This window comes from Dokdonella fugitiva (genome assembly GCF_004342425.1).
Lineage (GTDB): Bacteria > Pseudomonadota > Gammaproteobacteria > Xanthomonadales > Rhodanobacteraceae > Dokdonella_A > Dokdonella_A fugitiva.
The window spans coordinates 79,552-93,823 of sequence record NZ_SLWQ01000003.1 but is presented as its reverse complement, the minus strand read 5'-3'; the positions used below and the strand labels follow the sequence as shown (position 1 = coordinate 93,823).

Sequence of the window (14,272 nt, the reverse complement as noted above, 5' to 3'; positions counted from 1 at the left end):
GCCGGCGCCGGCAACGATAGTGGGCGGATGCGTCCACTGGCAACCGCGCCGCACTGGCGCCCGTCCCGCCTGCTGGCCGTCGCCGGCGCGCTCGCGCTCGCATCCGCTGCCGGCGTGGCGCACGCGTTCGACTGGCAGGTCGAGGTGACGCCCGCGGGCGAACTGTTCCCGGCACTGCAGTTGTCGCAGTCACCGCGCCCGCGCGCGGGCGGGTTCGGCGACGGCGATGGCCTGGTCAGCGTTAGCCTGCGCGGCAGCGACCTGCCACGCCACCTGCGCCTGCGCATCGACACGCCCGGTCTGCGCCGGCCGGTCGTGCTCGAGGCGGACGTCGAAGCCGGCGCGCACCGCGTCGACCTGCACCCGCGGCTCGAATGGGACATGGCCTGGCTGCGCACCCTCGACGCCACGCGCGAGCAACCGCTGCGCCTGAGCCTCGAGGCGGACGGCGTGACCCGCACGCATCGCGTCGACGTGCGCGTGCATGCGCTCTTCGATGCGCCGTACTACGTGCGCGAGGGGCGCGATCGCGTCGACCTCGGCTGGGCGTTCGCCGGCTACGTCGACCCGCGTGACCCGGTCGTCGACGAGATCCTCGCCGATGCGCGCCGCGCCGACGCGGGCTTCGACCGTGGCAGCGACCTGCACCGCGTCGCCGCGATCTGGGCCGCGCTCGAGCGGCGCGGCGTGGCCTACGACGCGGGCGACCCCGCGCTGAGCCGCGGCCCGGTGGTGTGGAGCCAGCGCGTGCGGCTGCCCGCGGCGGTGTGGCGTGACCGCCGCGCCAACTGCATCGACAGCAGCGTGCTTATCGCCGCCGTGCTGGAGCGGCTGGGCATGCGCGCGCTGATCGTGCTCGTGCCCGGCCACGCGTTCGTCGGCTATCGCGACCGCGACCGCGCCGAATACTTCGAGACGACCCTGCTCGGTGCCCGCCACGGGCGCGCTGCCGCGGACCCCGCCGCGAACTTCGCCGCCGCGCGTGCCGCCGGAGGCGCGCGCTGGCGGCGCGTCGCGGCGCGCCTCGATGGCCGCCACGGGCCCGACTACGCGCTCATCGATATCGGCACCGCGCGCGCGTATGGCATCATCCCGCTCGGCGCCGGGGAGCGCGCCAGCCGACATCCATCCGAGGCCACGCCGGCGCCCGCCGGATCCTCCCGACAGCGCGGGTTGCCGTGAATCACGAGTACGACGACGAACAGCTGGAGCGCGTGCACGGCGAGATCCGCGCGCAGGCGGCGGCACTGGCGCGCCGCCCGCTGCTGCCGCGCAGCCGGGCGGCGGTCGAGGCCGGCGAGATGGCGCCGCGCATCGACAGCTCGCGGCTGTCGTACGCGGTCGGCGAGCTGACCGACGCGCATCATCGTGCCTTCGTCGACGGCGCATTCCGCGCGCTGCTCAAGCGCACGCCGACAGCCGCGGAATCCGCGGCGGCGATCGCCCGCCTCGCGCGCGGCGCGGCCAAGGCCGAAGTGCTCGGCGACCTGCGCTGGTCGGCCGAAGGGCGCCGCGTCGGCGCCCGTGTCGCGGGCCTGGCGCCACGCTACGCCCTGGCCAAGCTGCACCGCATCCCGCTGCTCGGCCCGCTCGTCGATGGCCTGCTCGCGCTCGCCGGCGCGGGCGCGCAGCAACGCCACGTGCGCGCGATGGAGACCTATTTCGCCGCACGCGACGAAGACACGCGCGCCACGCTCGACGCGCTCGGCGCGCGCGCGGACCACCTCGAGGCGAACGTCGCGCTGCTCGGCCAGCGCATCGACGACCTGCACGCGTTCGTCCACCAGCTCGTGCTCGCGCGCGAAGCCGACGCGCGGACGATCGCCGCGATCGAGGTCGCGCTGCGCACGCGCGTCGAGTCGCTCGAACAGGCGAGCGAAGCGCAACGCAACAAGCTCGGCGAACTCGAGTTCGTTCGGGATCGCTTCTACGCGATCAACCACTGGCTGCACCGCCTGGAAGAGACCTTCGCCGAGGTGGAGCGCGTGGCGGACGCGCAGGTGGGCACCACGCAGGCTCGGGCGGCGCGCATCGCCCTGCAGGCCGCCGCCGGCGATGCCGCGGGCGCGTCGCGCCACGCCGGCTGGGAGGCGCGACTCGCGCCGGTCCTACCCGCGCATGCGCGCGTGGTCGCGCTTGCCTGCGACCCCGACTGGACCCGCCGGCTCGCCGCGCACGGCTTCGAGGTTTCGTGCGTGCAACCCGACCCCGTGCTCGCGCGCGAGGCACACGGCGAGGGCGTCGTCGTCGAAGTCGTGGATGCGCGCGCATTCCTCGAGCGCTGTGCCGACGCGAGCGTCGACGCGCTGACCGTGCCCGGCACCGGTGCGATCGCGGCGCAGCTGCCGGTGCTGGAACTGCTCGGGCTGGCGCACCGCGTGCTCCGTCCCGGCGGCGCGCTGCTGCTCGCCGACGCGCACGGCGGTGTCGCGGCGACGGCGGCGGAACTCGCCGGACAGGCGCGCGACGCCCGCCTCGAACGCTGGTCCGCGGCGTTGTTCGCCGCGGCGGGATTCGCCGATGCGGCGCGCATCGATGCCGCCGACGGCACGCCCGCTTGGTTGCTCCGACGCGAAACCCCATGAAGGTCGCGATCCTGGTCGCGGTGCTCGGCGAGCGCGACGCCATCGGCACCGACGCACGCGAGATGGCCGCGGCGTTGCGCCGACACGGCCACGAGGCGCGCATCTTCGCCGCCTCCGCGCCCGCCGGCGGCGCGGAGCCGCTTGCCGCGCTCGAACCGCTGCTCGACGATCCGGGTGCGGTGCTCGTCTACCATTTCGCGTTCGGCTGGCCGCCGGGCGTCGACATCCTGCGCCGGGCGCGCTGCCGGCGCGTCGTGCGTTACCACAACGTGACGCCGCCCGCATTCTTCACTGGCTGGTCGAGCGAATACGAACGCGTCTGCGGCGCCGGTCGCGACGAGGTCGCGACGATCGCCGGCCTCGATTGCGAGCTTTACCTCGGCGACTCGCCGTTCAACGTCGAGGACCTGCTCGCCGCGGGCGTGGCGCGCGAGCGCACTGCCGTGGTCGCGCCGTTCAACCGGCTCGACCACCTCGTCGAGCGGCCCGCCGACCTTGGCCTGCTCGACGCGCTCGCGCACGACGGCACGACCTGGCTCGCGGTCGGTCGCCTCGCTCCGAACAAGGCGCATCTCGCGCTGCTCGACGCCTTCGCCCTCTACCTCGACCGCTGCGATGCACATGCACGGCTGCTCGTCGTCGGCGGCGAGGATCCGCGCCTGGAACGCTACAACGCGGCGATCCGCGAGCGCGTATCGGCGCACGGGCTCGGCGCGCACGTGCGCTTCCTGCACGGCGTGCGCGACGACCAGCTAAAGGCGGCCTACCTGCGCGCCGATGCCTTCGTGTCGTTGAGCGCGCACGAAGGATTCTGCGTGCCGCTCGTCGAAGCGATGGCGCTCGGCGTGCCGGTCGTCGCCCGCGCCGCCGCCGCGCAACCGTGGACGCTCGGTGGCGCCGGCCTGCTGTGGGACGAGCCGGAGCCGGCGCTCGTCGCCGCGTCGGTCGAGCGCCTGCGCGGTGACGCCGAGCTGCGCCACGCCCTGCGCGAGCGCGGCCTGCGTCGCGTCGCCGAAGCATTTGCGCCACGCGTACTGGAACACCAGTTGCTCGCATGCCTCGAGGGGTTGTCGTGACGCGCGTCGGCGTGGTCGTCCAGCGTTGCCACGCATCGGCCGTCGGCGGTTCGGAGGCCCTCGCGTGGCAGTACGCGCGCATGCTCGCGCAGCGCCACGAGGTCGAGGTCCTGACGTCGACGGCGACCGAGCACGTACGTTGGGACGACGCCCTGCCTGCCGGGGTCGAAGTGCGCGAGGGCATCGCGATCCGGCGTTTCCCCGTGGTGATCGGCCGCACGCCGTACTGGGACGCGCTCTACCACCGTCTGCCCGCCGCGGGCGCAGTCGGCGCGACGGCGTGGACGGAGGCGCTGCAGGACGAATTCATCCGCTTCCAGGGACCGTGGTGCCCCGCCCTCGTCGACTGGCTGCGCGCGCAGGCCGGCGCGTACGACGCCGTGGTGTTCTGCACGTATCTTTATGCGACGACGTACTTCGGCCTGCGCGCAGTACCCGCGGCGAAGGCGATCCTCGTGCCGACGCTGCACGATGAACCGGCTGCGCACCTGCCGGTGTTCCGCCGTCTCTATGCGGGCGGCGCCGACTGCATCTGGTTGACCGATGCCGAACGCCGCATCGCCGAGCGGATCTGGGGGCGCGGTGACGGCGAGGTGCTCGGCATGGCGGTGGAGCAGACCGCGCCCGCCGAACCGGAAGTGCGCGAGCGGCCCTATTTCCTCTATTGCGGGCGCATCGAGGCGGGCAAGGGCTGCGACGACCTGCTGCAGGCGTTCGAGCGCATGCCGGGCCGGGAGCGCGCTTCGCTCGTCTTCACCGGTGCCGACCACCTCGGCCTGCCGGATGCACCCGGCATCGAGTACCTCGGCTTCGTCGACGAGGACCGCAAGCGCGCGCTGATGGCCGGCGCGGCCGCCTTCGTCATGCCGTCGCGCTACGAAAGCTTCAGCATCGTCACGCTCGAAGCGATGGCGCAGCGCACGCCCGTGCTCGTGAACGGCGCGTGCGAGGTGCTGCGCGACCACGTCCGCGCGTCCGGCGGCGGCATGTGCTACGACGCGCCGCAGGAAATGCCCGCGATGATGGCGTCGCTGCTCGGTGCATCGCGCGCCGAGCGGGCGCGCATGGGCGCGGCCGGGCGCGCGTACGTGATCGACCGCTACCGCGAGGAGATCGTGCGCGAGCGACTGCTCCGGCGCATCGACGCGGTCGCGGCCCGAGCCAGGAACGGATCATGACCCTGTACATCGATTTGACCACGAGCGTCCGCTGGCGCCGTCCGCCGGTCGGCATCGTGCGCGTGGAGCGCGAGTTCGCGCGCCATTGCCTGTTGCACGAACCCGGCACGGTGTTCTGCGAGATCGATGCCGCGGGCGAATACCGCGTGATCGAGCCGCGCCAGGCGCGGGTGATCCTCGACGACGCCTGGTGCCGCGCCGAACCCGTCGCGGCGATCGGCGCGCCGCCGCCGGCACCGGCGCCCGCGGCGCGCAGCCGCGTGCAACGCATGTTCGACTGGCTCGCTGCGCGCGGACCGCGGCTCGTGCCCAGGGCGGCCTACCCGCTGCTGCGCGACCTCGGCAAGGTGCTGGCCGACCATCACGCCGCGTTCGAACGGCATCGTGCGTCGAAGCGCGCCTTGCGCGAGGCGGCATCGCAGGCGGCGCCGGAACCGGCGGCACCCACCGCCGTCGCGCAGCGCATCGAGCCGACCGCGCAGGACACGTTCTACTCGATCGGCCTGCAATGGCACCACGGCGCGCTGCACGCGTGGCATCTCAAGCAGCGCACCGGCGTGCGCGTCGTGGAAGCGTGCTACGACACGATCCCGATCGACTACCCCGAATATGCCGGCAGCGCCAAGCAGCCGTTCTCGGAACACTTCACGACGGTCGCGCACACGGCCGACGTCGTGTTCGCGATCTCCGACACCTCCGCGGCCGACCTCGCCGCGTTCTACCGCCGCGTCGGCCTGTGGGACGTGCCGCCGATCCGCAGCGTGCACCTGGCGACGCCGGACGTGCATCGCGACGCCGACGTCGATGCGCTCGCCGCCGACGAGCGCGCCGCGCTCGAGGCGCTCGCACCGGGCGACTACGTGCTCTACGTGAGCACGTTCGAGACGCGCAAGAACCATCGCCTGCTGCTGCAGGTATGGAAGGAGCTGTACCGCCGTCGCGGCGATGCCTGTCCCAGGCTCGTCGTGGTCGGCATGTTCGGCTGGGGCGTGAACGACCTGTGGGCGGAGATGCAGGCGAGCGAGGTGTGGGAAGCCGGCCGCATCGTCATGCTGCATCACGTCTCCGACGCCCTCCTCGCCCATCTCTACCGCGGCTGCGCCTTCACCGTGTTCCCGTCGATCTACGAGGGTTGGGGGCTGGCCGCCACCGAAAGCCTCGCCTACGGCAAGCTCGCGATCGTGTCCGATGCGCCCGCACTGCGCGAGGCCACGCAGGGGCTGTGCCCGGCGATCCATCCGTTCGACTTCCCGCGCTGGCACGAGGCGATCACCCGTTACCTCGACGACGCCGCGGCCCGCGCCGCGGCGGAAGCGCGCATCCGCGCGGAGTACGTACCGCGGCACTGGCGCGATTTCGCGCTCGACCTGCTCGCCGCGACGAGGGCCGGCGCATGAAGCGCGTCGTGCAACTCACCACCTATCCGCTGCGCTCGCCGCGCCACGGCGGGCAACTGCGCTGCGCGGCGATCCGCGCGCGTTACCGGGACGCCGGCATCGACGTCCGCACGATCGCCGTGATGCACGAAGACACCTACCGCGGCGAGCGCGAAGCGGACGACATCGGCCTGGCGGCCGCTTTCCCGGGCTGGAATGCGGCATTGTCGCGCTTCACCGACCTGCAGACGGGCGACGCGCTCGCCGGTGACGAGCGCGCGTTCCGCGAGTTCGCCGCGCGCATGGCGCAGGCGCAGCCGGACGCGATCCAGCTCGAGCAGCCGTGGCTGTATCCGGCCGTGCGCCGCTGGCTGGACGAGTGCCTGCCGCGCGATGCGGCACGCCCGCTGCTGGTGTATTCCTCGCAGAACATCGAGTGGAAGCTCAAGCGCGACGAGATGCCGGCCGGCTTCGCCGATCCGCGTGCGTACGCGCGCGAAGTCGCGCGGGTGGAGGCGCTGGAACGCGCCGTGGTCGCCGCCGCCGACCTCGTCGTCGCGTGCACGGACGAGGAACTCGCCGAGCTGCGCGCGGCCGACGCGTCGCCGACGCGTCGCGCCTGGGTTACCGCGCACAACGCGATCGCACCGTTCGCGTTCGACACCGAACGCGTCGCGGCGATGGAGCGGCGCCTCGGCCTGCGGCGTTACCCCTTGTTCGTCGGCAGCGCGCATCCGCCGAACGTGGAAGGGTTCTGGCAGATGCTCGCGCCGTCGTTGGCGTTCCTGCGCCCCGGCGAGAAGATCGTCGTCGCCGGCGGCGTCGGCCACGTGTTGCGCCAGCACCGCCGCTTCCTCGCCTGGAGCGGCATCAACGAGCCACGCCTCGCCGTGCTCGGCGAGGTTCCGCACGAGGATCTCGTCGCGCTTCTCGGTGGAGCCGGCGCGATCCTGCTGCCGATCACCACCGGCGGCGGTTCCAACCTCAAGACGGCCGAAGCGATCTACAGCGGCCGGCCGGTGCTCGCGACGCCGCATGCGTTGCGCGGTTACGGCGATGCGCGCCATTGGCCGACGATCACCGTCGCGGCCGAAGCGGATGCGTTCCGGCGCGCGCTGCGCGCGCTGCTCGACGGCGCCGCGCCCGAAGCCGGCGCCGATCATGCGGCGCGGCGCGAGGAAGTGACCTGGGCGCATGCGCTCGCGCCGCTCGCCGAAGCGATTGCACGGCTGGTGGCGCGCGGCCCCGCCCGGGCGTGAGGCGCGCGGTGCAGCCGGCGCTCAGCGCACGCCGAGCCGCACGTTGAAGCGCGCGCCTCCGAGCGTCGGCGAGCGGTCGACGCCGAGTTCGCCGCGATAGGCCTTGACGATGTCCTGCACGATCGCGAGGCCGATGCCGTGGCCCTGCACGCGTTCGTCGCCGCGCACGCCGCGCTGCAGGAGATGCTCGACCCGGTCGTCGGGAATGCCGGGCCCGTCGTCCTCGACCGTGAACTCGAGGCCGGCGCGGCGCCCGCCGGCGGTCGCGAGCGGGCGCGCCTCGAGCAGCACGCGCCGGCGCGCCCACTTGAACGCGTTCTCGAGCAGGTTGCCGAGCAGTTCCATGAGGTCGCCCTGGTCGCCGTGGAAGCGCGCCGCCGGGTCGATGTCGAACTCGCACAGCACCGACTTGCCGGCGTATACCTTCTCCAGGCTGCGCACGATCTCTTCCGCGTACGGTTCGAGCAGCAGCGGTGCGGCGAAGGTCTGGTGGCCGGACGTCGCCGCGCGCGAAAGCTGGTAGGCGACGATCTCGTCCATGCGCCCGACCTGCTCGAGCACGGTCCAGCGCAGCGACTCGCCGTCGCTGACGGTCTCGAGCTGGCTGCGCATGACCGCGAGCGGGGTCTTCAGGCTGTGCGCGAGGTCGGACAGGGTGTTGCGGTAGCGCTTGACGCGTTCGCGCTCGGCCTCGATGAAGCTGTCGAGGCTGGTCGTGAGGCCGGACAGCTCGACCGGATACTGGTCGCCGAGGCGCTCCTGCATGCCGCGCTCGACGCGCGCGAGGTCGGTGGCGACGCGCCGCAGCGGAGCGAGGCTCCAGCGCAGCACCGCGAGCAGGAGCAGCAGCAGCGCGATGCCGAGCACGCCGAGCCAGGTCAGCAGCGTGCGGCGGAACACGTCGATCTGCGTGCGCAGCGCGTCGCTGTCCTCGGCGACGTAGAACGTGAGGTGCAGGGCCTCGCTCTTGCCCCCGCTGTTCCAGTCCACGCCCTGTGCGAGCACGAACAGGTCGCCGACGGGCGTCTCGACCGGTCCGCGGAACTGCGCGGGGCCGCGCGGCAACGGTTCCGTGAACGGCAGGTCTCGCCCGGCCGCCGACGGCGAGCGCCAGCTGCCGTCCTTCGAGCCGAGGATCTTCGTGCCGACGATGCCGGCGTAGAGGCCGCTCAGCGAAGGCCGGTCGAACCGCGGGTCCGGACCGACCTCGGGCGGGATCAGCGACCCCGCGCGCGTCGTGTCCGAACCGGCGAGGTACGCGTACATGTAGCCCTGCAGGCGCTCGCGCAGCGAGCTCTCGGCGGCCTCGTAGAACGCGCGGTCGAGTGCGATGAAGGCCAGTGCCAGGAACGCCGCGAGCACTACGCCCGCCGCCGCGAGTGAGCGCGCTTGCAGCGAAAGCGGGCGCGCCACGCGGGGGATCTCAGGCGTTTTGGGCTTGCGCGTTGTCGTCGACCGGGTTGTCGCTGCGTTCGAGAGCGAAGCGGTAACCGCGGCCGCGCACGGTTTCGATCGGTTTGATCGTGTTGTCCGGATCGAGCTTGCGGCGCAGGCGGCCGATGAACACCTCGAGCACGTTGGAGTCGCGGTCGAAATCCTGCTGGTAGATGTGCTCGGTCAGGTCCGCCTTCGACACCAGCTCGCCCGCGTGCAGCATGAGGTACTCGAGCACCTTGTACTCGTAGCTCGTCAGGTCGACCGTACTGCCGTTGACCGCGACCGTCTGCGCGGTCGTGTCGAGCACGACCGGGCCGCATTCGAGCGTCGGCCGCGACCAGCCGCTCGCGCGTCGCACGAGCGCATTGAGGCGGGCCAGCAGTTCCTCGACGTGGAACGGCTTGACGAGGTAGTCGTCGGCACCGTTCTTGAGGCCCTGCACCTTGTCCTGCCACGACGAACGCGCGGTGAGGATCAGGATCGGATAGCGCTGCCCCGCCTCGCGCAACTGCTTGACGAGGTCCATGCCGGACAGCTTCGGCAGGCCGAGGTCGATGATCGCGACGTCGAACGGTACTTCGCGGCCGAGGTACAGGCCTTCCTCGCCGTCACCGGCTGCATCCACGGCGAAGCCGTCGCGCTTGAGGCGCGCGGCCAGCGTTTCGCGCAAGGGCGCCTCGTCTTCCACCAAAAGTACGCGCATGTGTCCTCCGTCAGTCTCGTCCGTGCCCGCGCGGGCGTGCCGCCTACTGCTCGGCCTGCACCTGCACGATGCGCACCTGGCCATCGCGCGTCAGGATCTTGATGCGATATACCTTGCGCTTGCCCACATTGAGCGCCTGCACCGACAGCACCTTGCCGTCGACCTCCTGCTGCGCCTTCGCCACGGCTTCCTGCACGCTGATCTCGCGCGCATGCACGACCGTCGCGGCGAGGACGGCGCAGAGCAGGAACAGCAGGCGGTTTCGATTGGCTCGCATCACTCCGTCCGCATCATAGCGACCGCGGCCATAACCGCGGTAGCCACGATCGCCGTGGCAGGCAGTCTCGGCAGCGGGCATTGAATTCCGGCTGAACCTGCACGCGGGGCGCGGCGCCATGCGCCAGCGCGGTGCGGCGCGGCGGTTGCAGGGCGGCGCGCGAGCGCCGCGGCGGCTCAGAAGATCTCGGCCACGCAGCAGCGCAGGCTGCCGCCGGCCTTCTCGATCTCGTCGAGGTCGACCGCGCCGAGCGAGAATCCGGCGCGCTCGAGCAGCCGGCGTTGCGCGGGTTCCAGTGCGGCCGCTGCCGCCGCGCTCATCCAGACGCGGTCGGGCGCGAGTGCGATCGCGTTGCCGGCGAACGCGCGCTTCTGCGCCGGATCGAGGCGTATCGCCTGGCCACCGTAAGCGCGCGCGATCGCGTCGGGCACGGCCGGATCCGCGAAGCCGTCGCCGGCGAGGATCACCACGCGGCCGGCGAGCACGGCGAGCACGACGTTGGTGTGGTACTCGCCCGCGGCGAGCTCGAACGCGAAGGTCAGGCGCAGGCCGAATGCCTCGTGCATCGCGCGCGCGCCCGCCATGTCGCAGCGCTCGGACAGGCCGCAATAGCCGATGCCGCGCGCGCGGTCGATCACGAGCGCGCCGGTCAACTCGGCCACGTAGTCGCCGCTCGACAAGTCCAGTTCGCGATAGCCGAGCACGTCGCGGAAGAAGCCGCGGATGTCGCTCCGCGCGGCCTCGCGCCGGCGTACCGGGTGGCGCATGCGACCGACGATGAGGTTGCCGCGCGCGGTCGCGAACACGTTGTTCGGGAACATGCCGTCGGGGCAGTCGGGATCGCCGGGGAAGGTCAGCACCGGCACGTCCGCGCCGAGGCGGCGCGCGAGCTCGGCGTGCTGGCGCAGCGCGCGCACGGGGTCGGGCGTGCGCGAGAGGTCCATGTAGCGGTTGTCGCGCGCCGACTCCTCGGCGAGCACGCCGCTCGCGGGGCTCACGAGGAACGCGCTGCGCGCGGTCGCCGCGCCGCGCATCGGGTAGCGTTCGTCGCTGAACTCGGCGAGGAAGGCGGCGGGATCGGTGACGAACATGGCGCGGCCTCAGAGCACGGCGTCGTGGCGGAAACAGCCGACCAGGTGGTCGTTGACCATGCCGGTCGCCTGCATGAAGGCGTAGCAGATCGTCGAGCCGACGAAGCGGAAGCCGCGTTTGCGCAGCGCCTTGCTCATGCGATCGGAGACGTCGGTGGTCGCCGGCACTTCGGCACGCGTGCGCCAGCGGTTGCGCAGCGGCCGGCCGTCGACGAACGACCAGAGGAACGCGTCGAGGCTGCCATGCTCGTCGATCGCCTCGAGCGCCGCGCGCGCGTTGTCGCGCACCGATTCGATCTTCATGCGGTTGCGGATCAGGCCGGCATCGCCGAGCAGCCGCTCGATCCGCGCGTCGGTGAGGCGCGCGCAGCGTGCGATGTCGAAGTCGGCGAATGCGCGGCGGTACGCCTCGCGCTTGGCCAGCACGGTGCGCCAGCTCAGGCCCGCCTGCGCGCCTTCGAGGCAGAGGAATTCGAACAGCGCGCGATCGTCGTGCAGCGGCACGCCCCACTCGGTATCGTGGTAGTCGCGTTCGATTTCGCTGCCTGCGGCCCAGTCGCAGCGGACAGGCTCCCGGCCTTTCATGTAACGACCCTCGATCGTGGACACGTATCATACGCAGCCCGCCGCCCGCGCCACGCGCACGACCTGTGACCACCGTCTCATCTTCCCGCCGTCCCGCGCTCGTCGCGCTGGCGCTGCTCACGCTGGTCTGGAGCTACAACTGGATCGTCATGAAGCAGGCGCTGCGCTACAGCGGCCCGTTCGAGTTCTCCGCGCTGCGTTACGTGTTCGGCAGCGTCGTGCTGTTCGCGGTGCTGCTGCTGCGCGGCGAGTCGCTGCGGCCGCCGCCGCTGTGGCCGACTACGCTGATCGGCCTCGCGCAGACGACCGGTTTCCAGCTGTTCGTGCAATCGGCGCTGCTCGCCGGCGGCGCGGGCAGGACCGCGCTGCTCGCCTACACGATGCCGTTCTGGGTCGTGCTGATCGGCTGGCTCGCGCTCGGCGACAGGCCGACGCGCCGCCTCTGGCTCGGCCTCGCGGTCGCCGCGGCCGGCCTCGCGCTCGTGCTCGATCCGTGGCACGGGCTCGGCAGCGCGGGCAGCTCCGCGCTCGCGCTCGCCGGCGGCGCCTGCTGGGCGATCGGCGTGGTCGGCTCCAAGCGCCTGTTCCAGCGCGGCGGCACGAGTGCGCTGTCGCTGACCGCATGGCAGATGCTGATCGGCACGCTCGCCGTCGTCGTGATCGCGCTGGTCGTGCCGGAACGGCCGATCGAATGGTCGAACTGGTTCATCGGCGCGCTCGTCTACAACGCGCTGCTCGCCTCCGGCCTCGCCTGGCTGCTGTGGTCGTACGTCGTCGAGCGCCTGCCTGCGAACGTCGCCGGCCTGTCGAGCCTGGTGATCCCGATCGCCGGCGTCGGCTTCGCCTGGCTCGTCCTCGGCGAGCGACCGACACTCACCGAAGGCACCGGCATCGTGCTGATCGCGGCCGCGCTCGCCCTCGTCAACCTGCGCCGCGGCGGTTGAGCGGCGTGGCGGCTTGCTCCGTGGGAGCGGGAGCAGGATCAGGATGGATTCCCGCTTCCGCGGGAATGAAGTGATCGCGCAGCCGAGGCTGCATCGCGCGTGCATGGTCGCCGTTGCTGTTGCCTGTCGCCTTTGCTCCTCCAGGGGGCTCCTGCGTCCCGGCGACCGGGCGGAGGATCAGCCCGCAGCGGCGGCGCAGGCCTTGCGCAGCGGAACCGGACGCCTTCATGCACGACGACACGACGAACTGGATTCCGGCTTTCGACGGAACGACGGAGTGCCTACCCGTGGATCATGCCCCGCGCCATCACCACCGCCGCAAGCGGAATCAGCGCGAGCAGATGCAACTCGACGAGGATCCAGCGCCGCGCCGCGCGCCATTCCGTTTCGGGCACGCGCCACGCCGGGTCGGCGCGGCGCGCGCGACGCCAGCGCAGGAAGGCGAGGGTGGGCAGGATCGAGAGCAGGCCGACCAGCACGAACAGGGTTATCTTGAGATGGAACGCGGGGTTGTGCACATAGAACGCCCAGCCCTTGAGGCCGTATGCGGCGCGCAGCGCGCCGCTCAGCACGACGACGACGGCAAGCGCGCCGTAGCCGGCGTCGGCGCGCGCGATGCGCTCGACGTCGACGGCGCCCGCACCTGTGCGCAGCAACGTCCATTCGCGCGACAGGAACCAGATCATCGCGAAGATCGCCGCGAAATGGATATACGCGAGCAGGGCATCGGTCCACATGGTTTTCGACTCCTCGTCAGTCCACGTTGCCGCCGGAGAGGATGATGCCGACGCGACGTCCGGCGAAGGCGTCGCGCTGGGCGAAGACCGCGGCGAGCGCGATCGCCGACGACGGTTCGACGACCTGCTTGAGGCGCGCCGCGATCAACCGCTGCGCGGCGAGCGTGTCGGCATCGTCGATGGTGAGCACGCGCACCGAGCAGGCCTGGAGCAGGGCGAGATTGATCGCGCCGATCGTTCCGCGCAGGCCGTCGCAGACGGTGTCCGGCACGATGTCGGTCACGCGCACGCCGCGGCGGAGTGACTCGTACGCGTCGGCGGCGCCGCTCGGCTCGGCGGCGAACACGGCGATGCCGGGTGCGAGCGCGCGCGCGGCGAGCGCACTGCCGCCGATGAGTCCGCCGCCGCCGATCGGCGTGACCAGCACCTCGAGGCCGTCGACTTCGCGCAGCAGTTCCATCGCCGCGGTGCCTTGCCCGGCGATCACGCGCGGATCGGTGTACGGATGCACGAGCGTCGCGCCGGTCGCCTGGCGCACCGCTTCGGCGGCCTCCTCGCGCGCGGCGATCGTAGGCGCGCAGCGATGCAGCGTCGCGCCCCAGGCTTCGATCGCGGCGAGCTTGGAGCGCACCGCGCCTTCGGGCACGACGACGTGCGCGGGAATGCCGCGCGTGCGTGCGGCGAGCGCAAGCGCCGCACCGTGGTTGCCGGAGGAATGCGTGACGACGCCGCGCGCGGCATCGGCCCCGTCGAGCGACCAGACCGCATTGCACGCACCGCGGAACTTGAACGCACCGCCGCGTTGCAGGTGCTCGCACTTGAAGTGGAGCTCGGCGCCGGCGAGCGCGTCGAGCGAGCGTGAGCGCATCACCGGCGTGCGCTGCGCGTGCGGCGCGATGCGCGCGGCCGCGGCTTCGATCGCGCGGAAATCCGGCAGGGTGTGCGCTGGCATGTTCGCGGCATCAGGCGGTCGGAGCGCGCCACGATACACGCGCGCCGGGCGTGCGTGCTAGCCTGCGCTTCC

14 protein-coding genes are annotated in these 14,272 nt (G+C 72.2%); 7 read left to right on the top strand and 7 right to left on the bottom strand.

The genetic code is table 11. From position 1 onward, the window contains the following. The first annotated feature begins 27 nt into the window (after nucleotides 1-27). From EV148_RS07270 to EV148_RS07245, 6 genes are read left to right on the top strand one after another with little or no spacing between them, the layout of a single operon-like run. Entirely contained in the window at nucleotides 28-1,182 is a 1,155-nt protein-coding gene (locus tag EV148_RS07270) for a hypothetical protein (RefSeq protein WP_131995802.1), read from the top strand. After that, nucleotides 1,179-2,585 carry a hypothetical protein gene (locus EV148_RS07265; RefSeq protein WP_131995799.1) on the top strand — a complete coding sequence of 469 codons (1,407 nt, stop codon included), beginning with the start codon at nucleotides 1,179-1,181 and terminating at the stop codon, nucleotides 2,583-2,585. Before EV148_RS07270 ends, EV148_RS07265 begins: the two co-directional genes overlap by 4 nt. Next, nucleotides 2,582-3,661, top strand: coding sequence for a glycosyltransferase family 4 protein (locus EV148_RS07260; protein ID WP_131995796.1), 1,080 nt, complete (start codon nucleotides 2,582-2,584; stop codon nucleotides 3,659-3,661). The genes EV148_RS07265 and EV148_RS07260 overlap by 4 nt, the downstream gene beginning before the upstream one ends. After that, nucleotides 3,658-4,839, top strand: coding sequence for a glycosyltransferase family 4 protein (locus tag EV148_RS07255; protein WP_158287359.1), 1,182 nt, complete (start codon nucleotides 3,658-3,660; stop codon nucleotides 4,837-4,839). The genes EV148_RS07260 and EV148_RS07255 overlap by 4 nt, the downstream gene beginning before the upstream one ends. Then, complete coding sequence (locus tag EV148_RS07250) at nucleotides 4,836-6,236, top strand: glycosyltransferase (RefSeq protein WP_131995790.1); 1,401 nt, start codon at nucleotides 4,836-4,838, stop codon at nucleotides 6,234-6,236. The genes EV148_RS07255 and EV148_RS07250 overlap by 4 nt, the downstream gene beginning before the upstream one ends. Further along, a complete protein-coding gene (locus tag EV148_RS07245) occupies nucleotides 6,233-7,474 on the top strand; it encodes a glycosyltransferase (protein ID WP_131995787.1) in 1,242 nt (413 codons plus the stop codon). Before EV148_RS07250 ends, EV148_RS07245 begins: the two co-directional genes overlap by 4 nt. 21 nt (nucleotides 7,475-7,495) lie before the next feature. Here the strand turns inward: EV148_RS07245 and EV148_RS07240 are convergent, their stop codons facing one another. The 5 genes from EV148_RS07240 to EV148_RS07220 form a co-directional block, all read right to left on the bottom strand. Further along, nucleotides 7,496-8,836, bottom strand: coding sequence for an ATP-binding protein (locus EV148_RS07240; protein WP_241988014.1), 1,341 nt, complete (start codon nucleotides 8,834-8,836; stop codon nucleotides 7,496-7,498). Between the two features lie 61 nt (nucleotides 8,837-8,897). Next, nucleotides 8,898-9,614 carry a response regulator transcription factor gene (locus EV148_RS07235; protein WP_131995781.1) on the bottom strand — a complete coding sequence of 239 codons (717 nt, stop codon included), beginning with the start codon at nucleotides 9,612-9,614 and terminating at the stop codon, nucleotides 8,898-8,900. A 43-nt stretch (nucleotides 9,615-9,657) separates the two neighbouring features. Beyond that, entirely contained in the window at nucleotides 9,658-9,891 is a 234-nt protein-coding gene (locus EV148_RS07230; RefSeq protein ID WP_131995778.1) for a PepSY domain-containing protein, read from the bottom strand. A 176-nt stretch (nucleotides 9,892-10,067) separates the two neighbouring features. After that, on the bottom strand, nucleotides 10,068-10,982 hold the full coding sequence (locus EV148_RS07225; RefSeq protein WP_131995775.1) for an arginine deiminase-related protein: 915 nt from the start codon (nucleotides 10,980-10,982) through the stop codon (nucleotides 10,068-10,070). Between the two features lie 9 nt (nucleotides 10,983-10,991). Continuing rightward, a complete protein-coding gene (locus tag EV148_RS07220; protein WP_131995772.1) occupies nucleotides 10,992-11,567 on the bottom strand; it encodes a DNA-3-methyladenine glycosylase I in 576 nt (191 codons plus the stop codon). Nucleotides 11,568-11,632: 65 nt separating this feature from the next. Between EV148_RS07220 and EV148_RS07215 the strand changes: the two genes are divergently transcribed. After that, a complete protein-coding gene (locus tag EV148_RS07215) occupies nucleotides 11,633-12,511 on the top strand; it encodes a DMT family transporter (protein WP_131995770.1) in 879 nt (292 codons plus the stop codon). A 281-nt stretch (nucleotides 12,512-12,792) separates the two neighbouring features. Here the strand turns inward: EV148_RS07215 and EV148_RS07210 are convergent, their stop codons facing one another. Next, on the bottom strand, nucleotides 12,793-13,248 hold the full coding sequence (locus EV148_RS07210) for a DUF2214 family protein (RefSeq protein WP_131995768.1): 456 nt from the start codon (nucleotides 13,246-13,248) through the stop codon (nucleotides 12,793-12,795). Between the two features lie 16 nt (nucleotides 13,249-13,264). Beyond that, complete coding sequence (locus tag EV148_RS07205) at nucleotides 13,265-14,200, bottom strand: pyridoxal-phosphate dependent enzyme (RefSeq protein WP_131995766.1); 936 nt, start codon at nucleotides 14,198-14,200, stop codon at nucleotides 13,265-13,267. Nucleotides 14,201-14,272 lie beyond the last annotated feature (72 nt).

What these genes read in the sequence shown, in the direction of transcription:
- EV148_RS07270 (WP_131995802.1), top strand. Translation starts at nt 28, where the DNA reads ATGCGTCCACTGGCAACCGCGCCGCACTGGCGCCCGTCCCGCCTGCTG.
- EV148_RS07260 (WP_131995796.1), top strand. Translation starts at nt 2,582, where the DNA reads ATGAAGGTCGCGATCCTGGTCGCGGTGCTCGGCGAGCGCGACGCCATC.
- EV148_RS07250 (WP_131995790.1), top strand. Translation starts at nt 4,836, where the DNA reads ATGACCCTGTACATCGATTTGACCACGAGCGTCCGCTGGCGCCGTCCG.
- EV148_RS07245 (WP_131995787.1), top strand. Translation starts at nt 6,233, where the DNA reads ATGAAGCGCGTCGTGCAACTCACCACCTATCCGCTGCGCTCGCCGCGC.
- EV148_RS07235 (WP_131995781.1), bottom strand. Translation starts at nt 9,614, where the DNA reads ATGCGCGTACTTTTGGTGGAAGACGAGGCGCCCTTGCGCGAAACGCTG.
- EV148_RS07230 (WP_131995778.1), bottom strand. Translation starts at nt 9,891, where the DNA reads ATGCGAGCCAATCGAAACCGCCTGCTGTTCCTGCTCTGCGCCGTCCTC.
- EV148_RS07225 (WP_131995775.1), bottom strand. Translation starts at nt 10,982, where the DNA reads ATGTTCGTCACCGATCCCGCCGCCTTCCTCGCCGAGTTCAGCGACGAA.
- EV148_RS07220 (WP_131995772.1), bottom strand. Translation starts at nt 11,567, where the DNA reads ATGAAAGGCCGGGAGCCTGTCCGCTGCGACTGGGCCGCAGGCAGCGAA.
- EV148_RS07210 (WP_131995768.1), bottom strand. Translation starts at nt 13,248, where the DNA reads ATGTGGACCGATGCCCTGCTCGCGTATATCCATTTCGCGGCGATCTTC.
- EV148_RS07205 (WP_131995766.1), bottom strand. Translation starts at nt 14,200, where the DNA reads ATGCCAGCGCACACCCTGCCGGATTTCCGCGCGATCGAAGCCGCGGCC.